The sequence below is a fragment of the Cupriavidus sp. 96C5-1 genome, from assembly GCF_057798855.1.
This window is the reverse complement of record NZ_JBYOJU010000001.1, coordinates 517,957-543,614: the sequence shown is the minus strand read 5'-3', so window position 1 is coordinate 543,614 and position 25,658 is coordinate 517,957. Positions and strand designations below refer to the sequence as shown.

The following is a 25,658-nucleotide window of genomic DNA, read 5'->3' as shown; positions in this document are numbered from 1 at the left end:
CCGGCCATGACTGCCAGATCCGCACCCGTTGCGCACCGCGCCGCTGCTGCCCACGATAGCGGCCATGGCGGCGGCATGCTGCTCGGCTTTATCGGCGTGGCCGTGTTCAGCCAGACCTTGCCCTTCACCCGCATGGCGGTGGCGGAACTGGACGCGACCTTCGTCGCACTTGGCCGCGCCGTGGTGGCCGCGCTGCTGGCGCTGGCGCTGCTATGGCAGCGCGGCGCCTTCGCCGGCACGCGCCGGCCCCGCGGCGGCCAGTGGTGGCGCCTGGCGGTGACCGCCTGCGGCGTGGTGGTCGGCTTCCCACTGTTTTCCTCGCTGGCCATGCGCGAAGTGCCGGCCGGCCATGGCGCCATCATTACCGGCCTGCTGCCGCTGGCCACCGCGGTCTTTGCCGCCTGGTTCGGCCGCGAGCGGCCCTCGCCCGCGTTCTGGCTGTCGGCCGCCATCGGCAGCGCGCTGGTGATCGCCTTTGCCCTGTGGCAGGGCGCCGGCGGACTGCAGCATGCCGACTGGCTGCTGTTCGCGGCCATGGTGCTGGGCGCGCTGGGCTATGCCGAGGGCGGCAAGCTATCGCGCGAACTGGGCGGACTGGAAACGATCAGCTGGGCGCTGGTGGTGGCGCTGCCGCTGCTGCTGCCCGCGGTGGCATGGCTCGGCCTGCGGCACCTCGATCAAATCGCCGCCGCCTCGCCGCGCGCCTGGCTCGGCATGGGCTATGTGTCGGTGTTCTCGATGTTCATCGGCTTCCTGTTCTGGTACGGCGGGCTTGCAAAAGGCGGCGTGGCGCGCGTGGGCCAGATACAATTGCTGCAGCCGTTCCTCACGCTGGCGGGCGGCGCCCTGATGCTGGCCGAGCCGCTCGATGCCATCACCCTCGCTTTCGCGGTGGCGGTGATCGGCGTGGTGGCGCTGGGCCGCCGAACCGCCGTGCGCAGCGCGCCCGCGGGCTCCCTGCCCACGCCGGCCGTCGAAGAACCCCACCCCTTCCCCACGGGACGATCCCACTGACTGGAGACCCTATGTCCGTCTACGACACCCTTGCCCGCCTCGGCATCGAACTGCCCACCGCCGGCGCCCCGGCCGCCGCCTATGTGATGGCCGCGCAAACCGGCAACACCGTATTCCTTTCCGGCCACATCGCCCGCAAGGATGGCAAGCCGTGGGTGGGCAAGCTAGGCAAGGACCTCACCACGGAAGACGGCAAGGCCGCCGCACGCGCCATCGCCGTGGACCTGCTTGCCACGCTGCATGCTCACCTGGGCGGCGACCTGAACCGCGTCACCCGCATCGTCAAGGTGATGAGCCTGGTGAACTCCACGCAGGAGTTCACCGAGCAGCACCTGGTCACCAATGGTGCCTCGGAATTCCTGGCGGAAGTCTTTGGCGACACGGGCAAGCATGCCCGCAGCGCCTTCGGCGTGGCGCAGATCCCGCTGGGCGCCTGCGTCGAGATCGAGATGATCGTCGAAGTAAAGTAAGCAAGGCAAGCAAAGTGAAGTGAAGAAAGGGGGCAGGCATGCGCGCCGGACAGCGCGGCCCGCTCTCCGCCTCTGGCAAGCAAAAGCACCCACCCCACACATGCGCATCGACAACCTGCCTTTCGGCACCACCGACTGGTCCGATATCACCCCGACCCGCCACCCCGGCGACAGCGGGGAAGCCCTCTGGCGCACCCGCCAGTTCGGCGACATCCGCGTTCGCATGGTGGAGTATTCTGCCGGGTATCTCGCCGATCACTGGTGCACCAAGGGGCACATCCTCTTTGTGCTGGAAGGCGAGCTGCATACCGAGCTGGAAGACGGCCGGCACTTCGTGCTCCGCGCGGGCACGAGCTACCAGGTTGCCGACCACGCCGAACCGCACCGTTCGTCCACACCGACCGGCGCTCGGCTTTTTATCGTTGACTGAGTCGATGCCACTCGACTCCCACACCAAGAGAACATCATGAACTGGGCCATCTCCCGCCGGGCGCAACAGTTGACCAGCTCGGCCATCCGCGAAATCCTGAAAGTCACCGAGCGTCCGGAAGTCATTTCCTTCGCCGGTGGCCTGCCCTCCCCTGCCACCTTCCCGGTAGCGGCCATGGAACAGGCGGTGGCCCGGATCTTCGCCGGCAACCCGCAGGCGGCACTGCAATACGCCGCCACCGAAGGCTACCTGCCGCTGCGCGAATTCATCGCCAAGCGCCACAACGTCGGCGTGGAGCGCGTGCTGATCACCACCGGTTCGCAGCAGGCGCTGGACCTGATCGCCAAGGTGCTGATCGATCCGGGCAGCCCGATCCTGGTGGAAACGCCGAGCTACCTCGGCGCGCTGCAAGCCTTCTCGCTGTTCGAGCCGGAATTCGTCTCCGTGCCGGGCGACGACAAGAGCCTGCTGCCGGAAGCCCTCACCCCCGAGCTGACCGCCGGCGCGCGCTTCCTCTACGCCCTGCCGAACTTCCAGAACCCCACCGGCCGCCGCATGCCGCTGGAGCGCCGCCAGGCGCTGGTGGCGCGCGCGCGCGAACTGGGCGTGCTGCTGATCGAGGACGATCCCTACGGCGAACTGAGCTACCACGGCGACCAGTTGCCGAGCCTGCTGTCGATGAACCCCGACGGCGTGATCTACATGGGCTCGTTCTCCAAGATCCTCGCCCCCGGCCTGCGCCTGGGCTTCGTGATCGCGCCGCCCGACCTGCACTTCAAGCTGTGCCAGGCCAAGCAGGCTTCCGACCTGCACACCCCCAGCTTCACGCAGATCCTGGCGTACGAGGTGGTGCGCGACGGCTTGCTGGACACGCACATCCCGACCATCCGCGAGCTCTACGGCAAGCAATGCCAGGCCATGCTGGATTCGCTGGCCCGCCACATGCCCGAGGGCGTGACCTGGAACGCGCCGGAAGGCGGCATGTTCATCTGGATGGAGCTGCCCGAAGGACTGGACAGCATGGAGATCCTGCAGGAGGCGGTCAAGCGCAATGTGGCCTATGTGCCGGGCGCACCGTTCTACGCCAGCAACCCGCGCCGCAATGCGCTGCGGCTGGCCTTCGTCACGGTGTCGCCGGAGCGCATCGAGCAAGGCGTGACCATCCTCGGCGAAGTGTTCCGCGCAGCGATCGCCAAGCAAGCACCTCAAGCCAAGGCAGCCTGAGCAAGGCCGCCTGAGGCACTGCGCCAGCGGCGCAGATGCGCACCGGGCCGGCGGCCCGGTGCGCGGCACCGATACTTCTCCCTACCGGTTTCTCGGCGGCGGGCTTCATGGCAAGATAGCGGCCATCACACCCGTCAGCCCGGGCCGCGGCGCGGCCCAAGCCATAAGGAGAAGATCTTCGTGCTACGTATCTGGGGTCGGCTCTCGTCGATCAACGTACAGAAGGTAGTCTGGTGCGCGCGCGAGCTGCACCTGGACCACGAACGCATCGACATCGGCATTCGCGAGGGCGACCTCGATACCGAAGCCTATGTGCGGCTCAACCCGAATCGCAATATCCCGGTGATCGAGGATTTCCGCGGCACCGATGTCGGCGGCGAGCCTTTTGTGCTGTGGGAGTCGAATGCCATCGTGCGCTACCTTTGCGCGCATGACGGCGAGGACTCCCTGTGGCCCGGGAACGTCAAGGCGCGCGCGCTGGCGGACCGCTGGATGGACTGGCAGACCAATACCTTCAGTCCGGCCATGACCGACGCCTTCCGCCAGCTGGTGCGGCTGCCCGCCGGAGAACGCGACGCGGCCCTGATCGCCCAATCCCTGGCGCGCACCGAACCGCTCGCAGCCCGGCTCGACGAAGCCCTGGCCAACCGCGAGTTCATCTGCGGCGACCGCTTCACCATGGCTGACATCCCGCTGGCCTGCGCCGCCCACCGCTGGCTTGGACTGCCGGTGGCGCATCAGCCCCGAGCGCACCTGGAGCGCTGGGTTGCCGCCATGCGGGCCCGGCCTGCCGCAACGGGCATCCTGGTACTGCCGCTGACCTGACTGACGCACCGTCCTCTCCTCCTGTCCCCTGCCGTTGCCCGCGCCACGCACTTCGGCAAGCCGCGCCGGCCCGATCATGCCGCCTTGCTGGCCGCTTCCGCCACCGCGGAAGCGGCCAGCATACATTTGCGGATGGTGCAGTTTGGAGTACTCTGGCTAAAGGATTGCGAGTGCGCCAGCCTGCCCCCGTGCAAACCCTGATTCCTGAATCCGGCTCACGATCCCGGTGATCCGATTTTGGGCGGCGCGGCGGGAACCCATCCTTAGAATCGCGAAGTTTGCCGGGCGTGCGGCTGGCACGGCACGCCAGGACAAGGAAAAAAACGGCAGGCCGGGCAAACAGAAAACAATCCTGCCGCCCAACCCGAGGAGGATTCAATCGTGTGGAGTCAAGTCTATGACCCGCTAGGCAGCATGGCGCTATCCACGCTGGCTGCCGGGGTTCCTGTCGCCGTGCTGCTGGCCGCGCTGGCGTTCTTCCATCTGCAGGCCCACCTCGCGGCCGGGCTGGCGCTGGTGGTCGGCGTGGTCATCGCCTCCGCCGTGTTCGGCATGCCTGCCGAGATGGCGGGCAAGGCTGCCGGCCTGGGCATCGTGTCGGGCTTGTTCCCGATCGGCTGGATCGTCCTGAACATCATCTTCCTGCACCGGCTGACCACCATCAACGGCTCCTTCAAGGTGCTGCAGAACTCGATCTCCGGCATCACCGAGGACCGCCGCCTGCAGCTGCTGCTGGTGGCCTTCAGCTTCGGCGCCTTCTTCGAGGGTGCGGCCGGCTTCGGCACGCCGGTGGCGGTGACCGGCGCCATCCTGATCGGCCTGGGCTTCTCGCCGCTGGCCGCCTCGGGCCTGGCGCTGATCGCCAATACCGCGCCGGTGGCCTACGGCGCGCTGGGCGCGCCGCTGATCGGGCTGGCTTCGGTCACCGGCCTGGACCTGCTGCAGCTCTCGGCCATGGTCGGCCGCCAGTTGCCGTTCTTCTCGGTGCTGGTGCCCTTCTGGCTGATCTGGGCGTTCGCGGGCTTCCGCGGCATGCTGGCGATCTGGCCGGCGATCCTGGTGGCCGGCGTCACCTTTGCCGTGCCGCAGTTCCTGGTGTCGAACTACCATGGCCCCTGGCTGGTGGACGTGATCGCCGCGCTGGTCTCGATGGGTTCGCTGGCGATGTTCCTCAAGGTCTGGAAGCCCAGGGAAATCTGGACCTCCACCAAGATCCTGGGCCGCAAGGACGACTCCAAGGTCGACGACCCCGAAGCCGTAGCCGCCGAAGCGCGCGCCAGCACGGCTTCCGCCAGCATCTCCGTGGTCAAGGCCTGGATGCCGTGGGTGATCCTGACGGTGTTCGTCTTCGTCTGGGGCATCCCGGAATTCAAGAAACTGATGGACGGCCTGTGGCAATGGAAGTTCGCCATTCCCGGCCTCGACAAAGCCGTGCTCAAGGTGCCGCCGGTGGTGCCCAAGCCCATCGCCGAAGGCGCCGTATTCAGCTTCAACGTGCTGTCCATGGCGGGCACCGGCATTCTCGTCTCGGCCTTGCTGGGCGGCTTGCTGATGGGCTATTCGGTACCCCGCCTGATCAAGGAATACTGGGAGACCATCAAGCTGGTCAAGTACTCGCTGCTGACCATCTGCGCCATGTTCGGCATCGGCTACCTGACCCGCTACTCTGGCCTGGACGCCACCATGGGACTGGCCTTTGCCCACACCGGCGTGCTCTACCCGCTGTTCGGCACCATGCTGGGCTGGCTGGGCGTGGCGCTCACCGGCTCGGACACCGCCTCCAACGTGCTGTTCGGCGGCTTGCAGAAGACTACCGCGGAGCAACTCGGGCTGTCGCCCATCCTGATGGCCTCGGCCAACAGTTCCGGCGGCGTGATGGGCAAGATGATCGACGCGCAGTCCATCGTCGTGGCCTCCACCGCCACCAAGTGGTACGGCCACGAGGGCGATATCCTGCGCTACGTGTTCTTCCATTCGATCGCACTGGCGGTGCTGGTGGGACTGTTCATCACGCTGCAGGCGTATGTGCATCCGTTCACGCGGATGGTGATTCACTGAGCGGCCGCGTCGGGCTGCCATGATGAAAATGGCCCCGCCCTTTGGGGGGCGGGGCCAGAGCGCTGGCAGTAGCGGCGGCGATAGCCCGGTGCTCAGCCCTCGAACCAGTTCGCCAGCCGCAAGCCGTCCAGCTCGGCGAAATCCCTGGTATTGCGCGTCACCAGCGTCAGGCCGTGCGCCATTGCAACGGATGCGATCTGCCCATCCACGAAGGGCAAGGTGAACCCGGCCCGCTCGCGCGAACTGCGCAGATCGGCATGGATCCGCGCCGCAGCGTTGTCATAAGGCAAGACAGGCAAGGTGCTGACAACGTCCTGTACAAAACGGCCGACCGCGTCCTTGCGCCGGCCTTCTGGCATACGCAGCCAGCCATAACGAAGCTCGTGCCAGACCGGTGCCGGGATGGCCAGTTCACCGTCAAATCGAGACAGGTTCGCCATGACCCCGGCATCCGGCCGTGGCCGCATCGCCTCGGAAACGATGTTGGTGTCCAGCAACCAGCTTGCGGCGTTCACCATGTGAAGTCGCGTCCCTCGCCGCCTTGACGCAAACCCTCAAATGGGCCGACTTCATCCTCAAGTTGCACATGATCCTTACGCCATTCCGTCAAGCGCGCGAGGAAGCCGGATGAGGATCCGGCAAGCTGCCGGTATTGCGCCCAAGACATCAACACCGCCGCGGCCTGTCCGCGCCGGGAGATAAGGAGGGGCTCCTGCTCCCGCTCAACGTCGCGTAGCGCATCTGCCAGATGCGCTCTTGCCTCTGAGAATGGAATAGTCTGCATAGCGATGCTCCCCGCCCGACATGTACATTTCAATTGTACAACACGCCGTCACTGACGGACCAATGCGTGGGCCGGCAGGACACTCACGCCATCAACCGGTACGCCAGCCGTGCCGCGGCCCGTGCGCCGCAGGCGTCGCGGTCATAGAGCGGGTTGAACTCGGCCAGGTCCGCCACGCGCAGCTTGCCGCTGGCGCGCACCAGCGCGACCACCTCCTCCACGACCGGCAGCGGCACGCCATAAGCGGCCGGGGCCGATACCGCCGGCATCACGGCCGCCGGCAGCACGTCGAGGTCGATGGTGAGGTAGACATGGTCAACCGCGTCCATCAGGCCCTGCAGCTCGGCAAGCCGCGCGCCAAGGTGCCGCTCCTGCATCTGCACGTCCTCGACGTAGTGCACGCCAAGCGCATCCGCACGCGCGAACAGCGCGGCGGTATTGCCCAGGCGGCTCACGCCCAGGCAGGCGTACTCGAAGCGCTGGCCGCGCTCGCGGCATGCCTGCGCGATCTGGTCGAACGGCGTGCCCGAACTGCCGGGACGGCCGGTGCGCAGGTCGAAGTGCGCATCGAGGTTGATCACCAGCACGCGGCCATGGTCGCCGCGCGCATCGAGGTGCGCGCGCAAGCCTTGCCAGGTGCCCCAGGCGATCTCGTGGCCACCGCCCAGCACCAGCGGGGCAGCGCCCCGCGCCAGCTCTGCCGCGACCGCCTGTGCCAGCGCTTGCTGCGCCGCTTCGAGGTCGCCATCGACGCAGGTAACGTCACCTGCGTCGTGGAAGGCGCCCAGCCCGTGGGCGGGAATGCCGGCCAGCGCGCGGCGGATTTCGCGCGGGCCGCCGGCGGCGCCGGCGCGGCCCTGGTTGCGCAGCACGCCGGCGTCGCAGCAAAAACCGATCAGCACGGGCGCGCCGGGTACGCGTTCGCCGCCGCCGGTGCGCACCACGTCGAACAGCCGGCGCGTGTCGCCAGTCTCGTTGCTATCGGTGCGGCCACGCCAGACGGTGCTGGCCGCCGCCTCATGCCCCATGGGTAGCGGGTCCATCGCACTCATGACAGTCGGCGCCCCAGCGTTTCCGGCACCATCGCCAGTCCGAGCAGCGAAACCAGGCCGCAGCCGATCACGTAGAACGCAGGCGCATTCGGATTGGCCGTGAGATGGATCAGCTCGGTCGAGAAGAACTGCGCGAAGCCGCCGAAGATGGCAATCGCCACGCAATAGGCGATCGACAGGCCGGTGGCGCGCAGGCGCTGCGGCAGCACTTCGCTGACCAGCACCATCGAGGCCGGCGAGGTCATCGACATCGGCACCGACAGGCAGCCCACCACCAGCAGCAGGCGCGTCAGGCTAGGCTCGGCGTTGATCAGCACGAAGGCCGGATAGATTATCAGCAGCAGGGCCACGCGCGACCACAGCACCACCGGGCGGCGGCCAACGCGGTCGCTCAGCCAGCCGGCGAACGGCGACAGCACCACTTGCACGGCGGCTGCCACGCAGGCTGCCCAGATGCCCAGCGACAACGGCATATGCAGTTGGCTGACCGCGTAGTTGCTCAGGTAGTACACCACGATGTAGGTCGACGAAGCCACGCCGATCATCAGCAGGATGCTGGCCACCAGCGCGCGCCCGTGCTCACGCAGCAACTGCAGCGTGGAGCCGCGCTCCGACTCGCCCGCGGCCGGCGCGGTTTCTTCCAGGCGGCGGCGAATCACCAGGCCCACCGGAATCACCAGGATGCCAATCACGAAGGCCAGGCGCCAGCCCCATGCTTCCAGCGCCGCCTGTTCCAGCACATTGCTGAGCAACAGGCCAACCAGCGCGCCGAAGAGCGCCGCCAGGCCCTGGCTGAACGGTTGCCAGCTCGTATAGAAGCCACGCGAGCGGTCGTCGGCATATTCCAGCAGCAGTGCCGTGGAAGCGCCCATCTCGCCGCCGATGGCGAAACCCTGCACCAGGCGTGCAAGCAGGATCATGATCGGCGCCAGCATGCCGATCTGAGCATAGGTCGGCGTCACCACGAAGATCACCGAGCTCAGGCCCATCAGCCAGAGCGTCAGCGCCACCGCCGGCTTGCGCCCGACGCGGTCGGCATACATGCCGATCAGCAGGCCGCCCAGCGGACGCATCAGGAAGCCGACGCCGAAGGTGGCGAAGGACAGCAGCAGTTGCCCGGTGGGATCGGATACCGGGAAATACAGGCGGCCGATCAGCGTGGCGAAGAAGGAGTAGACCACGAAGTCATAGAACTCCAGGCCGTTGCCGACGGTGATGGCGGCGATGGCCTTGAACTTCGACAGGGGTGCGGGGGCAGCCCCGCTGCCGGTCGCTGCGGCGGGTACGGTGGTGTTGACGGACACGATTGAGTCTCCCTGGCTTGAAATCCCCGCCTCCTGCTCGGAGGCGGATTTGTGGGGCGCGCGCGGCGGCGCGCCAACCGTTCAGCGGCCCAGCATCGGCAGGTTCAGGCCCTGCTCTCGTGCGCAGTCGATGGCGATGTCGTAGCCGGCATCGGCATGGCGCATCACGCCGGTGGCCGGATCGTTATGCAGCACACGGGCGATGCGGGCCGCGGCTTCATCCGTGCCGTCGCACACGATCACCACGCCGGAATGCTGCGAGAAGCCCATGCCCACGCCGCCGCCGTGGTGCAGCGAGACCCAGGTCGCGCCGCTGGCGGTATTGAGCAGCGCGTTGAGCAGCGGCCAGTCGGACACCGCATCGGAGCCGTCCTGCATGCTTTCGGTTTCACGGTTGGGGCTGGCCACCGAGCCGGAGTCGAGGTGGTCGCGGCCGATCACCACCGGCGCCGACAGCTCGCCGCTGCGCACCATCTCGTTGAAAGCCAGGCCGAGCTTGGCGCGCAGGCCCAGGCCCACCCAGCAGATGCGCGCCGGCAGGCCCTGGAAGCTGATGCGCTCGCGCGCCATGTCCAGCCAGCGGTGCAGGTGCGCGTCATCGGGAATCAGTTCCTTGACCTTGGCGTCGGTCTTGTAGATGTCCTGCGGATCGCCCGACAGCGCGGCCCAGCGGAACGGGCCGATGCCGCGGCAGAACAGCGGGCGGATATAGGCCGGCACGAAGCCGGGGAAGTCGAAGGCATTGGCCACGCCCTCTTCCTTGGCCATCTGGCGGATGTTGTTGCCGTAGTCGAAGGTGGGCACGCCCATCTTCTGGAAGTCCAGCATGGCCTTCACGTGCAGCGCCATCGACTGCTTGGCGGCCTTGACCACCGCGGCCGGATCGGTCTGCGCGCGGTCGCGGTACTGGCCCCAGGTCCAGCCTGCCGGCAGGTAGCCGTTGAGCGGATCGTGCGCGCTGGTCTGGTCGGTGACCATGTCCGGGCGCACGCCGCGGCGCACCAGCTCGGGCAGCACTTCGGCGGCGTTGGCGCACAGTGCGATGGAAACGGCGCGGCCTTCGGCCGCGTACTTTGCGATGCGGGCCAGCGCGTCGTCGAGATCCGTGGCCTGCTCGTCGACATAGCGCGTGCGCAGGCGGAAATCGATGCTGGCCTGCTGGCATTCGATGTTGAGCGAGCAGGCGCCGGCCAGCGTGGCGGCCAGCGGCTGCGCGCCGCCCATGCCGCCCAGGCCCGCGGTCAGCACCCAGCGGCCCTTCAGGCTGCCGTTGTAGTGCTGGCGGCCCGCTTCCACAAAGGTCTCGTAGGTGCCCTGCACGATGCCCTGGCTGCCGATATAGATCCAGCTGCCGGCGGTCATCTGGCCGTACATGGCCAGGCCCTTGGCATCCAGTTCGTTGAAATGCTCCCAGGTGGCCCAGTGCGGCACCAGGTTGGAATTGGCGATCAGCACGCGCGGGGCGTTGCTGTGGGTCTTGAACACGCCGACCGGCTTGCCGGACTGCACCAGCAGGGTCTCGTCGTCGTTCAGGGTCTTGAGGGTTTCGACAATCTTGTCGTAGCACTCCCAGTTGCGCGCGGCACGGCCGATGCCGCCGTACACCACGAGCTCCTTGGGGTTCTCCGCCACTTCCGGGTCGAGGTTGTTCATCAACATGCGCAGCGGCGCTTCGGTTTGCCAGCTCTTGGCATTCAACTGGCTGCCGCGCGGGGCGCGGATTTCTACATCGCGAAAGCGGTGGGTATTGCTCACGGCAACTCCTTCGGTAAATGCAGCCGGATCGGATCCGGTCTGTTCATCTGTCATAGGTATGTATAGTGTTGTATAGACAAGTTCAGAGAAATTGGGGTATTCCCGGAGGCTGTCTCCTGCCGCCCAGGAAAAGTGCAGTAAAAGTTGTCTGGTGACGGTTGGCGATGCGCTCAGGGACAGCGGCACGGCCATCGCCCGCTGCGGGATCGCGTTGCGCGCGCTGACCGGGCACTGGGCCACGCATTCCCCATCCCCGCATGCCGGCGCGGATCTCGCCATCCGCAACCGCTGTATCATGCTCCTGATACGCCGCATGCCCTCGCACCCCCCAACACCGTGCCCATGGCATCGATACGGCTCCTGCCCGCACCGCGGCAACCCGGAATGCCGCGCTCGCCGCGACCCAATGGACTCCCATGCTGATGCGTTTCCTGGAACGATTGATCGACCCGTTTCGCGCCCTCCCCGACACCGAGCCGCCCGCGCAGATCTGGCGCTTCTATGCCTACTACCTGCGCGAGGTGTGGCCCGTCTTCGGCCTGCTGCTGGCGGTCGGGCTGGCCGGCGCGCTGATCGAAGTCTCGCTGTTCGGCTTTCTCGGCCGCCTGGTCGACCTGGCGCAGGCAACGCCCGGCGCCGGCTTCTTCCGGCAGCACGCCGGCGAACTCGCATGGATGGCGGCGGTGGCGCTGGTGCTGCGTCCGCTGTTCAATGGCTTGCACGACATCCTGGTGCACCAGGTCATCAATCCCAGCCTGGGCAACCTGGTGCGCTGGCAGAACCACCGCTATGTGCTCAAGCAAAGCCTGTCGTTCTTCCAGAACGACTTTGCCGGCCGCATCGCCCAGCGCATCATGCAGACCGGTTTCTCGCTGCGCGATTCGTCGGTGCAGGCGGTGGATGCGATCTGGCACGTGCTGATCTACGCGGCCAGCTCGCTCTACCTGTTCGCGGCGGCCGACTGGCGCCTGATGATTCCGCTGCTGGCGTGGATCGTGTGCTACGTGGCGGCGATGGTGTATTTCACGCCGCGCGTGAAGGCACGCTCGGTGGCCGCCACGGGCGCGCGCTCTCGCCTGATGGGGCGCATCGTCGACGGCTATACCAATATCACCACGCTCAAGCTGTTCGCCCACACCCGCCACGAGGAAGACTACGCGCGCGAAGCCATGGCCGACCTGACCGACAAGGCGCGGCTGTCGGGACGCATGGTCAGCGCCATGGATTTCACCGTGACCACGCTCAATGGCGCGCTGATCGCCAGCACCACCGGGCTGGCACTGTGGCTATGGAGCGAGGGTCATGTCAGTGTGGGGGCGATCGCGCTGTCGAGCGGCCTGGTGATCCGCATCGTCAATATGTCGGGCTGGATCATGTGGGTGATCAACGGCATCTTCGAGAACGTCGGCCAGGTGCAGGACGGCCTGCAGACCATCTCGGTGCCGCGCAAGGTGACCGACCGCGACGGCGCGCAGGCGCTGAAGGTGAGCCGCGGCGAGGTGCGTTTCGAAGGGGTGGGCTTTCACTACGGCAAGGGCTCAGGCGTGATCGAGAACATCGACCTGGTGGTGCGGCCAGGCGAGAAGATCGGCCTGGTCGGCCCCTCGGGCGCCGGCAAGTCGACCCTGGTCAACCTGCTGCTGCGGCTGTACGACGTCGAGCACGGACGCATCCTGATCGACGGCCAGGATATTGCCGGCGTCACGCAGGAAAGCCTGCGCGCGCAGATCGGCATGGTGACGCAGGACACCTCGCTGCTGCACCGCTCGATCCGCGACAACCTGCGCTACGGCCGGCCCGGCGCCAGCGAGGCTGAGTTGCTGGCCGCGGCGGACGATGCCCATGCCGGCGAATTCATTCCGCAACTGCGCGACGCGCATGGCGCCACGGGCCTCGATGCCCAGGTGGGCGAGCGCGGCGTCAAGCTCTCCGGCGGGCAACGCCAGCGCATTGCCGTGGCGCGCGTGCTGCTCAAGGACGCGCCCATCCTGATCCTCGATGAAGCCACCTCGGCGCTCGACTCCGAAGTGGAAGCCGCCATCCAGGAAAACCTGGAAACGCTGATGCAGGGCAAGACCGTGATCGCCATCGCGCACCGGCTCTCCACCATCGCGCGCATGGACCGGCTGGTGGTGCTGGACAACGGCCGCATCGCCGAGAGCGGCACCCACGCCGAACTGCTCGCGCGCGGCGGGCTCTACGCACGGCTGTGGGCCCACCAGACCGGGGGCTTCGTCGGCGTGGAGTAAGCCACTGCCAGCAGGGATCAGTCCGCAGCCTGCCGCTCCTGGAAGAACAGCAGCGCGCCATGGGCTGGCGCCGCCGCGGCGGCTGACACGCTGCACCTCCAACCTGCTGTTCAGCAGCCTGCTGCTGGAGACCGATGCGGTGGTGCCGTTGTCGCTGGCCTCGCTGCAGGCCAGGCTCACGGCCAGGCAGCTGCAGGCGCTGGCCTTGCCCGAGAGCCCGCCCGACCTGCGCCTGGCGTTGATGGTGCGCGAGGGCGCCATCCTCACGCGCCCCGCCGACTACTTCATCCACTGCATCCGCGAGCTTGCCGCGCAAGCGGGCTGAAGGGCCGCGTTCACACCAGGCCCAGCAGCCCCGCGCCCGCGCCGAGCGCCACCAGCACCAGCGGATGCACGCGGGTCTTGAGCATCAGCACGATGGTGACTGCCGTCACCGCCACCGCGCTCCAGCGATGGTCGACGCTGGCGGCAAGGATCCATCCGGTGGAGAACAGCAGGCCGATGGTCAGCGTGGTGAGGCCGCGCCGGATCAGGCCGGGCCAGCGCGCCTGCGGCGAGCGCCCCGCAAAATACTCGAAGCCCAGCGCGATCACGCTGGACGGCCCGCAGATACCAATCATGCCGACCATGGCACCGGCCAGCCCGGCGACCTGCCAGCCGAACAAGGCGACGAACAGGATATTCGGCCCCGGCGCGGCCTGCGAGATGGCGTACATGGCGGAAAACTGCGCATCGCTCATCCAGGCGTTCGACTCCACCAGGAAACGGTGCATGTCGGGGATGGTGGTGCTGGCGCCGCCGATGGCCAGGAAGGACAGCGTCAGGAAATGCGTAAGCAGGCTGGAGAGGACGTTGGGGGAACTCATTGGCGCGGCTCCCCGGTCACCGCCGGCACCGGATCGATGCCGTCGTCGCTGGAAGGACTGGCAGGCAGGGGCGGCGCAGGCGCGCGCCGCCCCTGCTGCTCCGTGCGCCACTCGAGCGCCAGGCCCAGCGGCACCAGCACCGCCATCACCGGCACCAGCGGCCAGCGCAGCAGCCCGATGCCGGCGAAAGCCGCGCCGCCGATCATCAGCCCGCGCACGGTGCGCGGCTGGCTCTGCGCCAGCTTGAAACCGGTCGACAGCACCAGCCCCGCCGACACCGCGGTCATGCCGGTCAGCATGCGCTGCACCGCCGCCACGTCGCGGTAGTGCTCGTACAGCAGCATCAGCGACAACACGCCCACCATCGGCACCATCACCAGTCCGGCAAAGGCGGCCAGCGCGCCGCGCAACCCCGCGAAGCGCAGGCCCAGCATCAACGCGAGGTTGATCACATTGGGGCCGGGCAGCACCTGCCCGAGGCTCAGCAACTCGACGAACTCGCGGTCGCCAAGCCAGCGGTTGCGCTCCACCACGGCACGCCGCACGAAGGGCAGCACGCCGCCGAAGCCGGACAGGCCCATGCGGGCAAATTCGATGAACAGGCGGCGCGGCGTGGGGGGCGGTGCGGCCGCATCGTCGCCGGCGGGGGAAGGAGAAACAGGCATCACGGGTAGCAGGAGGCGGCATTGCCGGCCGGAAACGTCCGGGCGGTCCGGCATCAGCAAATAAAAAAGCCCCGCGCAAATGCGCAGGGCCAGGTTGGGTCGAAGAGGCTTAGTTGCCGCCCGCCGGAGGATCGATCCGGACCGGGTCGATGCGTGGCTCCTTGAGCCGGGTCTCGAGCGCGCGGCCCTTGCGGGCGCGCTTGCCGACATAAGGCAGCAGGTTCTGGCCCGCCAGCTTCTGCGAACTCGGCTTGCCGCCGCGTCCGGCGCCGGACAGCACCAGGCCCGGCGCACCCACCGCGATCGCCTGCAGCAACGTTTCCTTGGGCTCGAGTTCCATCAGGATCACGCCGCGGCCACCGGCCGAGAGCGACTTGATTTCATCGAGCGCCACCAGCAACAGGCGGCCGTTGGCCGACAGGCAGGCCACATGCGTGGCCTCGGCGCCGATCGGCGCCGGCTCCAGCGGGGCATCGCCCTCGTCCAGCGTGAGGTAGGCGCGGCCGCCCTTCTGGCGGCTGACCATATCACCGACCTTGGTCTGGAAGCCATTGCCGCCGCGCGTGGCGATCAGCATGCGCTGGTCGACGCTGCCGGCAAAGGTGTGGGCGATCTGGCTGCCGGGCTGCAGCTCGATCAGCGTGGTCACCGGCACGCCGTCGCCGCGCCCGCCGGGCAGGCTGGCCACCGGCACCGTGTACGCGCGGCCATTGGTGCCGAACACCAGCATCACATCCACCGTGCGGCACTCGAAGGTGCCGTAGAGGGCATCGCCCGCCTTGAAGGTGAACTGCTGCGCATCGTGGCCATGGCCCTGGCGCGTGCGCACCCAGCCCTTCTGCGATACCACCACGGTGACGGGTTCATCCACCACGCGCACCTCGGCGGCGGCGCGGCGTTCTTCCTGGATCAGCGTGCGGCGCGGGTCCTTGTCTTCCGGGCTGTATTGCTTGGCGTCGGTCTCGATCTCCTTGATGATGCGCCGGCGCATCATGGTCTCGGACTTGAGCAGCACGTCCAGCTCGGCCTGTTCTTCGCGCAGCTCCTTCAGCTCCTTCTCGATGCGCAGGGCTTCGAGGCGGGCCAGCTGGCGCAGGCGGATTTCCAGGATGTCCTCGGCCTGGCGGTCCGACAGGCCGAAGGCCTGCATGAGCGCCGGCTTGGGCTCGTCGCTCTCGCGGATGATGCGGATCACCTCGTCGATATTGAGCAGCACCAGCATCCGGCCTTCCAGGATGTGGATGCGGTCCTCGACCTTGCCGAGGCGATGGCGCGTGCGGCGGGTGACGGTGGCGAAGCGGAAGGCGATCCACTCGCGCAGGATCTCGGCCAGGCCCTTCTGGCGCGGCCGGCCGTCGGTGCCGATCATCACCAGGTTGATCGAGGCGCCGGATTCCAGGCTGGTATGGGCGAGCAGCGTCTGGATGAATTCCTGCTGCTCGATGTTCTTGCTCTTGGGCTCGAACACCAGCCGTACCGGCGCGTCCTTGCCGGATTCGTCGCGTACCGCGTCGAGCACGGCCAGCATGCCTTGCTTGAGCTGCAGTTGCTCGGGCGTGAGCGACTTCTTGCCGGCGCGCACCTTGGGGTTGGTGATCTCCTCGATCTCCTCCAGCACCTTCTGCGCCGACGTGCTTGGCGGCAGCTCGGTCACGACAAGTTGCCACTGCCCGCGCGCCATGTCCTCGATGATCCAGCGCGCGCGCACCTTCAGGCTGCCGCGGCCGTTCTCGTAGATCGCGGCGATGTCCGATGCGGGCGAGATGATCTGGCCGCCACCGGGATAGTCCGGCCCGGGCATCAGCGCCAGCAGCTCGGTCAGCGTGATATTGGGGTTGCGGATCATCGCCACCGTGGCGGCCGCGACTTCGCGCAGATTGTGCGGCGGCACTTCGGTGGCCATGCCCACGGCAATGCCGGAGGCGCCGTTGAGCAACACGAAGGGCAGCCGCGCCGGCATCAGCCTGGGCTCTTCCATCGAGCCGTCGTAGTTGGGCACGAAATCCACCGTGCCTTCATCGATCTCGTCGAGCAGCAGGCGCGAGATCGGCGTGAGCCGGGCTTCCGTGTACCGCATGGCCGCGGCGCCATCGCCGTCGCGCGAGCCGAAGTTGCCCTGGCCGTCGATCAGCGGGTAGCGCAGCGAGAAGTCCTGCGCCAGGCGCACCAGCGCGTCGTAGGCGGACTGGTCGCCGTGCGGGTGGAATTTACCGAGCACGTCGCCAACCACGCGCGCGGACTTGACCGGCTTGGCGTCGGCGCGCAGGCCCATCTCGTGCATGGCGTACAGGATGCGGCGCTGCACCGGCTTCTGGCCGTCGGCCACCTCCGGCAGCGCGCGGCCCTTGACCACGCTGATGGCGTAGTCGAGATAGGCGCGCTCGGCGTAGTGGGCGAGGGTCAGCGAGTCCGCGCCGCCATCGGGCGAACCTGGGTCAAACGGAATATCTTGTTGTTCCATGGATTGGCAATAAGACGGCGCACCGCATCATTGGCCGGTGCGCCGGTTGCATGTTGTTCGATTTCGTTGTCGGGATCAGGGCATGTTGCGGCGGCCGCCGATCACCATCTTGACGCGACTGACTCCGCCCTCCCCGACACCCATGGGGGCGCCGCCCGGACGATAGAAGCGGTAGAACTGCAGCACCGTGCTGACATACTGCTGGGTCTCCGGGAATGGCGGAATCTTGTTGTTGTAGCGCTGCACCGCACCCTCGCCGGCGTTGTACGCTGCCAGCACCAGTTCGAGGTTGTTGGGAAACAGCTCCATCAGCCAGCGCAGGTAACGCACGCCGGCCGAGATATTGGTGCGCGGGTCGGCCAGCTTCTGCCCGACCGTGCGCTTGGCGTCGGCGCTCACGCCGAAGCGCGCGCCGGTATCGGGAATCACCTGCATCAGCCCGATCGCCCCCTTGGGCGAAACCGCGCCGGCATTGAAGCCCGACTCCACCGCCATCACCGCCTTGACCAGGGCCGGGTCGACGTTCTGCGCGTGCGCGATCTGGCGGATCATGGGTTCGACCGTGGCGATATTCGGATGGTTGACGACATAGCGGTAGAGCTTGTGCGTCTCCAGGTCGATCTGCTGGCCGATGCTCTGGCTTTGGCGCCCCAGCGACGGGCTCTTGAATTCCCCGCCGTTCTTCATGAACAGCGTGTAGCGGTCGTCCAGCTTCTCGTCGGAGAAATGCGCCACGCCGTCGTCGTCGATGTAGCCGTACAGCGCCGCGTGAGCCGCCGGGACGCACGACAAGCCGGCCAGCACCAGGCCCGCGGCAAGCCACTGTCGCGGCCGGATGCTGGTGTATCGGGTCTTTGTCATCGGGGCTCTCCTCGCGTTCGCGTTGTGCCGGTCAAAGGGTTGCCGATCAGATGTCGGCCACCACCTCGTTGCCACGCTCTTCGAGCCAGGTGCGCCGCTGCGCGGCCTCGCCCTTGCCCATCAGCATATTCATCACGCCCACGGTCTGGGGCAGGTCGAAGCTGCCCAGCGCCACAGGCAACAGGCGGCGCGTATCCGGGTTCATGGTGGTTTCCCACAACTGCTCGGCATTCATCTCGCCCAGGCCCTTGAAGCGGGAAATCTGCCAGCCGCCTTCCTTGATGCCGTCCTTCATCAGCTTGTCCTGGATCGCCACCAGCTCGCCGTCGTCCAGCGCGTAGAGCTTCTGGGCCGGCTTCTTGCCGCGCGCCGGCGCATCCACCCGGTAAAGCGGCGGGCGCGCCACGCACACGTTGCCGTTGTCGATCAGCTTGGGGAAATGGCGGAAGAACAGAGTCAGTAATAGCACCTGGATGTGCGCGCCGTCCACGTCAGCGTCGGACAAGATACAGATCTTTCCATAGCGCAGGTTGGACAGGTCGGGCTCGTCGCCGGGACCGTGCGGATCCACACCGATCGCCACCGCGATATCGTGTACCTCGTTGTTGGCGAACAGCCGGTCGCGCTCGGTCTCCCAGGTATTGAGCACCTTGCCGCGCAGCGGCAGGATGGCCTGGAACTCCTTGTCGCGGCCCATCTTGGCCGAGCCGCCGGCGGAGTCGCCCTCGACCAGGAACAGTTCGTTGCGGGTGACGTCGGTGGATTCGCAGTCGGTCAGCTTGCCCGGCAGCACGGCCACGCCCGAGCCCTTCTTCTTTTCCACCTTCTGCGCGGCGCGCGTGCGCGCCTGCGCCTGGCGGATCACCAGCTCAGCCAGCTTCTTGCCGTACTCGACATGATGGTTCAGCCACAGCTCCAGCGCGGGACGGCTGAAGGTGGACACCAGCTTCACCGCGTCGCGGCTGTTCAGGCGTTCCTTGATCTGCCCCTGGAATTGCGGGTCCAGTACCTTGGCCGAGAGCACGAAGGAAGCGCGCGCGAAGACGTCTTCGCTCATCAGCTTGACGCCCTTGGGCTGCAGCGCGTGCATCTCGATAAAGCTCTTGACCGCCTGGAACAGCCCTTCGCGCAGGCCGGACTCATGCGTGCCGCCGGCCGGCGTGGGGATCAGGTTGACGTAGGATTCGCGCACCGGCGCGCCGTCCTCGGTCCAGGCCACCACCCAGGAAGCGCCCTCGCCCTCGGCGAAGCCCTCTTCCGCCAGGTTGGCGTCGGGGTCGGCGAAGTGCTCGCCCTCGAACATCGGCACCACGAGTTCGGCGCCGCTGCCCTGCGCCAGGGCTTCCACCAGGTAGCCCTTGAGGCCCTGGTCGTACTGCCAGGTCTGGCGCTCGCCATTCTTCTCATGCAGCAGCGTGACCTTGACGCCGGGCAGCAGCACGGCCTTGCTGCGCAGCAGCCGCTGCAGCTCGGCCATCGGAATGGTGGCGGAATCGAAGTATTTCGCATCCGGCCACACCTGCACCCGGGTGCCGCTTTTCTTCTCGCTGCGCTCAAGCTTGCGCGTGGCCAGCGGCACGGTGACGTCGCCGCCCGAGAAGGTCAGGGTGGAGCAGCTGCCGTCGCGCCATACGGTCACGTCGAGCTGGGTCGACAGTGCATTGGTGACGGAAACACCCACGCCGTGCAGGCCGCCGGAGAAGGCATAGGCGCCGCCCTTGCCCTTGTCGAACTTGCCGCCCGCGTGCAGGCGGGTGAAGACGATCTCCACCACCGGGACCTGCTCCTCGGGATGGATGCCGACCGGGATGCCGCGGCCATCGTCCTCCACGCTGACGCTGCCGTCGCGATGGAGGGTGACCATGATCTCGGAGCCATGGCCGCCGAGGGCTTCGTCGGAAGCGTTGTCGATCACCTCCTGCACGATGTGCAGGGGGTTGTCGGTACGGGTGTACATGCCGGGTCGTTGCTTGACCGGCTCCAGGCCCTTGAGGACCCGGATGGAAGATTCGCTGTACTGACTGGTTTTGCTCGCCATGGAGTCGCTTGCTTAGTGGGATTCTCGGCCAGCCTGGCGGGGGCGGTTGCCGCACGCTAGCCCAGGCTGGCCGGGCAGCCTGCATTGTAATGGAAGCGCGTAGCCGTCTTGCTGCCATTCGTCATTCGCTTAAAAGTACATCATGAAGCACTTTAATGCGAACCGGTCAGGCGGGAGGGCCTCACCACGCACCTGGCGGATGCGGAGTACACTCGCTCGCACCGGGGCGGGCCCTGAGGGGCCAGACCACGGAGAAAACTAGAAATAGCGGTACGCACACCGAGCCAGGAATGCAGAAGACAATGCACAACGACATACAGAACGGCGCGCAAGGCGCCATACGGAAAAAACAACTCTCCCTCACCGCCGTCCTCGTCTGCGGTGGCCTGTTGGTCACACTATCGATGGGCATCCGCCACGGCTTTGGCCTGTTCAACCTGCCGATCACGCAGGCGCACGGCTGGACCCGCGAGACCTTCGCTTTCGCGCTGGCGCTGCAGAACCTGATGTGGGGCGTGACCCAGCCGTTCACCGGCGCCCTGGCCGACAAGTTCGGCGCGTTCCGCATCATGCTGGTCGGGATCGCGCTCTATGTGGGCGGGCTGCTGGTGATGGCCATGGCCAGCTCGGGCACCGCCTTCGCCTCCGGCGCCGGCATCCTGATCGGCATCGCGCAATCCGGCACCACCTACAGCGTGGTGTACGGCGTGATCGGGCGGGTGGCCAGCGCCGAGAAGCGCGTCTGGGCCATGGGCATCGCCGCGGCCGCGGGCTCCTTCGGGCAATTCCTGATGATCCCGGTCGAGCAGACGCTGATCTCCACCGCCGGCTGGCAGAACGCGCTGTTCGTGCTGGCGGTGATGGCCTGCCTGATGCTGCCTCTGGCCTTCAGGCTGCGCGAGCCGCAGGCCGACGCGCACGTGGCCGGCTTCCAGCAGACCATCGGCCAGGCCGTGCGCGAGGCCTTCGGCAACCGCAACTTCCAGCTGCTGACGCTGGGCTACTTCGTGTGCGGCTTCCAGGTGGTGTTTATCGGCGTGCACCTGGCGCCCTATCTCAAGGACCGCGGCCTGACCGATCCCAAGGTGGCGACGGTGGCGCTGGCGCTGATCGGCCTGTTCAATGTGTTCGGCACCTACACCGCGGGCGCGCTTGGCCAGCGCATGCCCAAGCGCTATCTGCTGTCGATGATCTATATCACCCGCTCCGTGGTGATCGCCGCCTACCTGCTGCTGCCGCTCACGGCAGCCAGCACCTGGATCTTCGCCGCCATGATGGGCTTCCTGTGGCTGTCCACGGTGCCGCTCACCAACGGCATCATCGCGCAGGTGTTCGGCGTGCGGTACCTGTCGATGCTGTCGGGCGTGGTGTTCTTCTCGCACCAGATCGGCAGCTTCCTGGGGGCGTGGCTGGGTGGATTCCTGTATGACCGCACCGGTACCTACAACACTGTCTGGATGATTGCGATCGGGCTGGGCGTGGTGGCCACGCTGGTCAATCTGCCGATACGCGAGCACGCGATTGCGCGCCCGCAGGTGGCCGCGGCATGAGCACAGGGAGCAGTATTGTCGTGCGGGCCGCCGGCTTTGCCGCGCTGGGCGGCGTGCTGGCGCTGGCCTTCATGGCTTACTTGCGGCCGGCCTTCGTGGTGGACCTGACGAATATGGTGCTGGCCTGGTGCGGGTGAGGATCTCGGGCAGGGCGTAGCACTCGCTGAGGTGTGCGCCCCTCTCCCGCAAGCGGGGGGCTCGCGGAAGTGGCTAGTGCGTCATACCCCACCGAACTGGATAAAACCGCTGGCTTCGGATTCTGTGGCTCCTGGCTAGTCCACCCCGCTCGCCACCCCTCCTCCCATGAGGGAAGAGGGAGTGACAACCGCCGGGCACTTCGTGCGGCACGGGCGCATCCTGGCAGCTTCGTCCAGCGCTTCGCGGTCTCCCCCGGACGCCCCACACAAAGTTGACGCGTTCCGCGCACGGCGCTAGCGGACTCCTATTGCGCTTCGCCCTTCGTCTTCGCTTCCAGCACTTCCCAGCGCTCCAGCGCCCCCAGCAGTTCCAGTTCGATCTCGTCGTGGCGGGTTGCCAGTTCCGCGGCCTTGCCCGGGTCGCTGGCGTACAGCGAGCCGTCCGCAAGCTGCGCGCTCACGGTCTTCTGCTCGTTTTCCAGCGAGGCAATGCGCTCGGGCAGCCCGTCGAGTTCGCGCTGTTCCTTGTAAGACAGCTTGACCACGCGGCTGGGCCCGCGCGTTTCGCGCGGTTTCGGCGTTTCCGCGCCCTTGCGCTCGCCGCCGCGCGCGTCCTGCATGGCCGCGCTGCGTGCCGACTGGACTTGCCAGTCGGAGTAGCCGCCCACGTATTCGCGCCAGCGGCCATCGCCTTCGGCGGCGATGGTCGAGGTCACCACGTTGTCCAGGAAGGCCCGGTCGTGGGAGACCAGGAACACGGTACCGCTGTAGTCCTGCAGCAGTTCCTCCAGCAGTTCCAGCGTATCGATGTCGAGGTCGTTGGTGGGCTCGTCCAGCACCAGCACATTGGCCGGCCGGGCGAACAGGCGCGCCAGCAGCAGCCGGTTGCGCTCGCCGCCGGACAAGGACTTGACCGGCGAACGCGCGCGTTCGGGCGCGAACAGGAAGTCGCCCAGGTAGCTCATGACGTGCTTGCGCTGGCCATTGATCTCGACCCAGTCGCTGCCCGGGCTGATGGTGTCGGCCAGCGAGCGCTCGAGATCCAGCTGGGTGCGCATCTGGTCGAAGTACGCCACCTGCATATTGCTGCCGTTCTTGACCGTGCCGGCGTCCGGCTCCAGCTCGCCCAGGATCAGGCGCAGCAGCGTGGTCTTGCCCGCGCCGTTGGAGCCGATCAGGCCGACCTTGTCGCCGCGCATGATGGTGCCGGTGAAATCGCCCACCACCACCTTGCCGGCGAAGGCCTTGCTGACATCGGTGAGCTCGGCGACGATCTTGCCGGAGCGCTCGCCTTGCGACACTTCCAGCTTGACGTTGCCCTGCACGTCGCGGCGCGACGCGCGTTCATTGCGCATCGTCACCAGGCGCTGGATGCGGGCCACGCTGCGCGTGCGGCGCGCTTCCACGCCCTTGCGGATCCAGACTTCTTCCTGGGCCAGCAGCTTGTCGAACTTGGCCTGCTCGACCTGCTCGGCGGCCAGTTGCTCGGCCTTGCGCGTCTGGTAGGCGGCAAAGTTGCCGGGGAAGGAAACCAGCCGGCCGCGGTCCAGCTCGACGATGCGGGTCGCCACGCGGTCAAGGAAGGCGCGATCGTGGGTGATCAGCAGCACGCTGCCCCGGAACGCCAGCAGCAGGTCTTCGAGCCAGCGGATGGCTTCGACGTCCAGGTGGTTGGTGGGCTCGTCCAGCAGCAGGATATCGGGCTCGGCCACCAGGGCCTGCGCCAGCGCCACGCGCTTTTGCATGCCGCCGGACAGCGAGTCCACGCGCACATCGGCGCTCAGGCTCAACTGCGCCAGCGTGGTCTCGACCCGCGTGCGCAAGCCCCATGCGCCGGCGGCGTCGACTTCGGACTGCAGGCGGTGCAACTCGGCCAGCGCGGCCTCGTCGTGGCTGTCGTCCAGCGCCGCCAGCGCCGCTTCGTAGGCCACCAGCAGATCGTGGACCTTGCCCAGGCCCTGGGAGACCGCATCGAACACGGTCTGGCCGGGCTCGAACTGCGGCTCCTGCGGCACATAGGCCGAGGTGACGCCGTTCTGGCGTGCGATCAGGCCGTCGTCCGGCGCGGCAAGGCCGGCCACGATCTTGAGCAGCGACGACTTGCCGGAGCCATTGCGGCCAATCAGGCCGACGCGCTCGCCGCCTTCCAGGGAGAAGTCGGCATGGTCGAGCAGGGCCACATGCCCGAAGGCGAGCTGGGCGTCGGAAATCGAAAACAGGGCCATGGGAGCAGTACGAAAGGAGGCAGCGAAAGGGTGGGAGCGAAGGTGGCGATTCCCGCGGCTTGCATCCGCGGGCTGGCCGCCGGCGGTGGATACGGCCAGGCGGCGGGACGCCAGGTAGCCGGCATTGTAGACCACCGCCGCCGGCCCTCGCCCGCAGGCGCCGGCAGCCGCCGGCTGCGGCGGCCGAAAAAAATAAGGGCCCGCGCTCGCGCGGGCCCAAGAGTCTCTCCTCGGTGCCCTGCTCGCAAGGCACAGCCGAAGCATAGCAATGCGCCTTGCGCGGCTGTAGTCGGACAAGTCCGTAAGGGAAAGCCCCGTCAACGCGGCACCGGACAACTGCTTGCCATCGCGCATGCCTCGGGAGGCGTCTCCCCTGCAATCCCGTCCTGGCCCCGCAATGGATATTGTCGTCCCTCGCGCCGCCGTGGAGCGGCGGGGCAAGTCATGCGAAGATGGCGTCCCAGCCGCTTTCCCCGCGTGACGCCAAGTCCCTCCCATGTCCAACGCCCCCCTGAAACTGACCGACCTCTCCGTCTCCGCCCTGGTCGCCGGCCTGATCGCCATGCTGACCGGCTACACCAGTTCGCTGGTGCTGATGATCCAGGCGGGCCAGGCGGCGCACCTGTCGGACGCGCAGGTCGCCTCGTGGATCTGGGCGCTGTCCATCGGCATGGGCGTGACCACCATCGGGCTGTCCCTGCTGACGCGCGCGCCCATCGTCATTGCGTGGTCCACCCCGGGCGCCGCCCTGCTGATCGCCAGCCTGCCCGGCGTGCCCTACCCGGAAGCGATCGGGGCCTTCGTGATGGCGGCGGCGCTGATGACGGCGGCGGGCCTGACCGGCTGGTTCGACAAGCTGATGCGCGCGCTGCCGGCCAGCATTGCCTCGGCCCTGCTGGCCGGCATCCTGTTCCGCATCAGCATCGACGTTTTCGTGCAGGCCCAGCAGCAAACCCTGCTACTGCTGCCGATGTTTGCGCTCTACCTGGTGGGCAAGCGCTGGTGGCCGCGCTACGCGGTGCCGGGCGTGCTGCTGGTGGGCGTGGTGCTGGCGGGTGCGCTCGGGCAATTGCACTTCGAGTCGTTTCACTTCGCGCTGGCGGCGCCGGTCTGGACCACGCCGGCCTTTTCCTTGCAGGCCTTGGTCAGCATCGCGGTGCCGCTGTTCATCGTTGCGCTGGCGTCGCAGAACATTCCCGGGCTGGCCGTGCTGCGCGCCGACGGCTACCACGTGGCGGCCTCGCCGCTGATCACCGTGACCGGCATCGCCTCGGTCCTGCTCGCGCCGTTCGGCTCGCACGGCATCAACCTGGCAGCGATCACGGCGGCCATCTGCACTGGTGCGCAAAGCGATCCGGACCGCAACCGGCGCTATACCGCCGCCGTGGTGTGCGGACTGGGCTACCTTGTGGCAGGCGTGCTGGCGGCAAGCATCGCCGCGCTGTTCGCGGCCTTCCCCAAGGCGCTGGTGGTGGCGGTGGCGGCCTTCGCCCTGCTCGGCTCGATCGCCGGCGGCCTGACCACGGCCATGCAAACGCCGGCCGAGCGCGAGTCGGCCCTGCTGACGTTCATGATCACGGCTTCCGGCATGACGCTGGCCGGTGTCGGCTCGGCCTTCTGGGGCGTGGTGGGCGGCATGCTGGCGCTGCTGGTATTGCGCCCGCGCACCGCCCCGAAAGCGGGGTGAAAA

Annotated in this window: 22 protein-coding genes; 11 read left to right on the top strand and 11 right to left on the bottom strand. The window is 67.4% G+C overall.

From position 1 onward, the window contains the following. Window positions 1-6 precede the first annotated feature (6 nt). From AC3FOF_RS02485 to AC3FOF_RS02460, 6 genes are all read left to right on the top strand, one after another. Complete coding sequence (locus AC3FOF_RS02485; RefSeq protein ID WP_276264302.1) at window positions 7-1,014, top strand: DMT family transporter; 1,008 nt, start codon at window positions 7-9, stop codon at window positions 1,012-1,014. Window positions 1,015-1,025: 11 nt separating this feature from the next. Beyond that, window positions 1,026-1,484 carry a RidA family protein gene (locus AC3FOF_RS02480; RefSeq protein ID WP_017230627.1) on the top strand — a complete coding sequence of 153 codons (459 nt, stop codon included), beginning with the start codon at window positions 1,026-1,028 and terminating at the stop codon, window positions 1,482-1,484. A 100-nt stretch (window positions 1,485-1,584) separates the two neighbouring features. Next, window positions 1,585-1,914: a DHCW motif cupin fold protein gene (locus AC3FOF_RS02475; RefSeq protein ID WP_017230626.1), complete on the top strand. Its 330-nt coding sequence runs from the start codon at window positions 1,585-1,587 to the stop codon at window positions 1,912-1,914. 36 nt (window positions 1,915-1,950) lie between these two features. Further along, window positions 1,951-3,138, top strand: coding sequence for an aminotransferase-like domain-containing protein (locus tag AC3FOF_RS02470; RefSeq protein ID WP_017230625.1), 1,188 nt, complete (start codon window positions 1,951-1,953; stop codon window positions 3,136-3,138). A gap of 180 nt (window positions 3,139-3,318) precedes the next feature. Next, on the top strand, window positions 3,319-3,963 hold the full coding sequence (locus AC3FOF_RS02465; protein ID WP_017230624.1) for a glutathione S-transferase: 645 nt from the start codon (window positions 3,319-3,321) through the stop codon (window positions 3,961-3,963). A 381-nt stretch (window positions 3,964-4,344) separates the two neighbouring features. Next, window positions 4,345-6,021, top strand: coding sequence for an L-lactate permease (locus tag AC3FOF_RS02460; protein WP_035817416.1), 1,677 nt, complete (start codon window positions 4,345-4,347; stop codon window positions 6,019-6,021). Between the two features lie 92 nt (window positions 6,022-6,113). Here the strand turns inward: AC3FOF_RS02460 and AC3FOF_RS02455 are convergent, their stop codons facing one another. From AC3FOF_RS02455 to hutU, 5 genes are all read right to left on the bottom strand, one after another. Then, on the bottom strand, window positions 6,114-6,539 hold the full coding sequence (locus AC3FOF_RS02455; protein WP_488725663.1) for a type II toxin-antitoxin system VapC family toxin: 426 nt from the start codon (window positions 6,537-6,539) through the stop codon (window positions 6,114-6,116). Beyond that, window positions 6,533-6,805: a type II toxin-antitoxin system Phd/YefM family antitoxin gene (locus tag AC3FOF_RS02450; protein ID WP_017230621.1), complete on the bottom strand. Its 273-nt coding sequence runs from the start codon at window positions 6,803-6,805 to the stop codon at window positions 6,533-6,535. The genes AC3FOF_RS02455 and AC3FOF_RS02450 overlap by 7 nt, the downstream gene beginning before the upstream one ends. A gap of 83 nt (window positions 6,806-6,888) precedes the next feature. Next, window positions 6,889-7,857, bottom strand: a complete 969-nt coding sequence (hutG, locus tag AC3FOF_RS02445) for a formimidoylglutamase (RefSeq protein WP_488725662.1) — start codon at window positions 7,855-7,857, stop codon at window positions 6,889-6,891. Next, window positions 7,854-9,161, bottom strand: coding sequence for an MFS transporter (locus AC3FOF_RS02440; protein WP_017224405.1), 1,308 nt, complete (start codon window positions 9,159-9,161; stop codon window positions 7,854-7,856). Before AC3FOF_RS02440 ends, hutG begins: the two co-directional genes overlap by 4 nt. Before the next feature lie 81 nt (window positions 9,162-9,242). Beyond that, window positions 9,243-10,916: a urocanate hydratase gene (hutU, locus tag AC3FOF_RS02435; protein ID WP_488725661.1), complete on the bottom strand. Its 1,674-nt coding sequence runs from the start codon at window positions 10,914-10,916 to the stop codon at window positions 9,243-9,245. Between the two features lie 416 nt (window positions 10,917-11,332). Here hutU and AC3FOF_RS02430 point away from each other — a divergent pair, with 416 nt between their 5' ends. Then, entirely contained in the window at window positions 11,333-13,165 is a 1,833-nt protein-coding gene (locus tag AC3FOF_RS02430; RefSeq protein WP_017229180.1) for an ABC transporter ATP-binding protein, read from the top strand. Window positions 13,166-13,307: 142 nt separating this feature from the next. Then, window positions 13,308-13,490, top strand: coding sequence for a hypothetical protein (locus AC3FOF_RS02425; protein WP_488725660.1), 183 nt, complete (start codon window positions 13,308-13,310; stop codon window positions 13,488-13,490). Window positions 13,491-13,500: 10 nt separating this feature from the next. Here AC3FOF_RS02425 and AC3FOF_RS02420 read toward each other — a convergent pair whose 3' ends face one another. The 5 genes from AC3FOF_RS02420 to AC3FOF_RS02400 form a co-directional block, all read right to left on the bottom strand. Further along, complete coding sequence (locus tag AC3FOF_RS02420; protein WP_488725659.1) at window positions 13,501-14,031, bottom strand: chromate transporter; 531 nt, start codon at window positions 14,029-14,031, stop codon at window positions 13,501-13,503. Continuing rightward, window positions 14,028-14,696, bottom strand: coding sequence for a chromate transporter (locus tag AC3FOF_RS02415; RefSeq protein ID WP_017229183.1), 669 nt, complete (start codon window positions 14,694-14,696; stop codon window positions 14,028-14,030). The genes AC3FOF_RS02420 and AC3FOF_RS02415 overlap by 4 nt, the downstream gene beginning before the upstream one ends. Before the next feature lie 109 nt (window positions 14,697-14,805). Further along, on the bottom strand, window positions 14,806-17,157 hold the full coding sequence (parC, locus tag AC3FOF_RS02410; protein ID WP_488725658.1) for a DNA topoisomerase IV subunit A: 2,352 nt from the start codon (window positions 17,155-17,157) through the stop codon (window positions 14,806-14,808). A gap of 75 nt (window positions 17,158-17,232) precedes the next feature. Further along, window positions 17,233-18,018: a lytic transglycosylase domain-containing protein gene (locus AC3FOF_RS02405; RefSeq protein WP_017229185.1), complete on the bottom strand. Its 786-nt coding sequence runs from the start codon at window positions 18,016-18,018 to the stop codon at window positions 17,233-17,235. A 46-nt stretch (window positions 18,019-18,064) separates the two neighbouring features. Next, complete coding sequence (locus AC3FOF_RS02400) at window positions 18,065-20,056, bottom strand: DNA topoisomerase IV subunit B (protein ID WP_017229186.1); 1,992 nt, start codon at window positions 20,054-20,056, stop codon at window positions 18,065-18,067. A gap of 302 nt (window positions 20,057-20,358) precedes the next feature. Here AC3FOF_RS02400 and AC3FOF_RS02395 point away from each other — a divergent pair, with 302 nt between their 5' ends. After that, on the top strand, window positions 20,359-21,606 hold the full coding sequence (locus AC3FOF_RS02395; protein ID WP_017229187.1) for an MFS transporter: 1,248 nt from the start codon (window positions 20,359-20,361) through the stop codon (window positions 21,604-21,606). Then, on the top strand, window positions 21,603-21,743 hold the full coding sequence (locus tag AC3FOF_RS02390) for a hypothetical protein (RefSeq protein ID WP_276264310.1): 141 nt from the start codon (window positions 21,603-21,605) through the stop codon (window positions 21,741-21,743). Before AC3FOF_RS02395 ends, AC3FOF_RS02390 begins: the two co-directional genes overlap by 4 nt. A gap of 305 nt (window positions 21,744-22,048) precedes the next feature. Here AC3FOF_RS02390 and AC3FOF_RS02385 read toward each other — a convergent pair whose 3' ends face one another. Beyond that, the gene (locus AC3FOF_RS02385) at window positions 22,049-23,968 is read right to left on the bottom strand and encodes an ATP-binding cassette domain-containing protein (RefSeq protein ID WP_488725657.1); all 1,920 of its coding nucleotides are present in this window, start codon (window positions 23,966-23,968) and stop codon (window positions 22,049-22,051) included. A gap of 496 nt (window positions 23,969-24,464) precedes the next feature. On the opposite strand from AC3FOF_RS02385, the gene AC3FOF_RS02380 reads away from it, so the two are divergent. Further along, window positions 24,465-25,655 carry a benzoate/H(+) symporter BenE family transporter gene (locus AC3FOF_RS02380; RefSeq protein ID WP_276264312.1) on the top strand — a complete coding sequence of 397 codons (1,191 nt, stop codon included), beginning with the start codon at window positions 24,465-24,467 and terminating at the stop codon, window positions 25,653-25,655. Window positions 25,656-25,658 lie beyond the last annotated feature (3 nt).

Coding starts and splice junctions, on each gene's coding strand:
- AC3FOF_RS02485 (WP_276264302.1), top strand. CDS start 7: ATGACTGCCAGATCCGCACCCGTTGCGCACCGCGCCGCTGCTGCCCAC.
- AC3FOF_RS02480 (WP_017230627.1), top strand. CDS start 1,026: ATGTCCGTCTACGACACCCTTGCCCGCCTCGGCATCGAACTGCCCACC.
- AC3FOF_RS02475 (WP_017230626.1), top strand. CDS start 1,585: ATGCGCATCGACAACCTGCCTTTCGGCACCACCGACTGGTCCGATATC.
- AC3FOF_RS02470 (WP_017230625.1), top strand. CDS start 1,951: ATGAACTGGGCCATCTCCCGCCGGGCGCAACAGTTGACCAGCTCGGCC.
- AC3FOF_RS02455 (WP_488725663.1), bottom strand. CDS start 6,539: ATGGTGAACGCCGCAAGCTGGTTGCTGGACACCAACATCGTTTCCGAG.
- AC3FOF_RS02450 (WP_017230621.1), bottom strand. CDS start 6,805: ATGCAGACTATTCCATTCTCAGAGGCAAGAGCGCATCTGGCAGATGCG.
- hutG (WP_488725662.1), bottom strand. CDS start 7,857: ATGAGTGCGATGGACCCGCTACCCATGGGGCATGAGGCGGCGGCCAGC.
- AC3FOF_RS02430 (WP_017229180.1), top strand. CDS start 11,333: ATGCTGATGCGTTTCCTGGAACGATTGATCGACCCGTTTCGCGCCCTC.
- AC3FOF_RS02420 (WP_488725659.1), bottom strand. CDS start 14,031: ATGAGTTCCCCCAACGTCCTCTCCAGCCTGCTTACGCATTTCCTGACG.
- AC3FOF_RS02415 (WP_017229183.1), bottom strand. CDS start 14,696: ATGCCTGTTTCTCCTTCCCCCGCCGGCGACGATGCGGCCGCACCGCCC.
- parC (WP_488725658.1), bottom strand. CDS start 17,157: ATGGAACAACAAGATATTCCGTTTGACCCAGGTTCGCCCGATGGCGGC.
- AC3FOF_RS02405 (WP_017229185.1), bottom strand. CDS start 18,018: ATGACAAAGACCCGATACACCAGCATCCGGCCGCGACAGTGGCTTGCC.
- AC3FOF_RS02400 (WP_017229186.1), bottom strand. CDS start 20,056: ATGGCGAGCAAAACCAGTCAGTACAGCGAATCTTCCATCCGGGTCCTC.
- AC3FOF_RS02395 (WP_017229187.1), top strand. CDS start 20,359: ATGCACAACGACATACAGAACGGCGCGCAAGGCGCCATACGGAAAAAA.
- AC3FOF_RS02390 (WP_276264310.1), top strand. CDS start 21,603: ATGAGCACAGGGAGCAGTATTGTCGTGCGGGCCGCCGGCTTTGCCGCG.
- AC3FOF_RS02385 (WP_488725657.1), bottom strand. CDS start 23,968: ATGGCCCTGTTTTCGATTTCCGACGCCCAGCTCGCCTTCGGGCATGTG.
- AC3FOF_RS02380 (WP_276264312.1), top strand. CDS start 24,465: ATGTCCAACGCCCCCCTGAAACTGACCGACCTCTCCGTCTCCGCCCTG.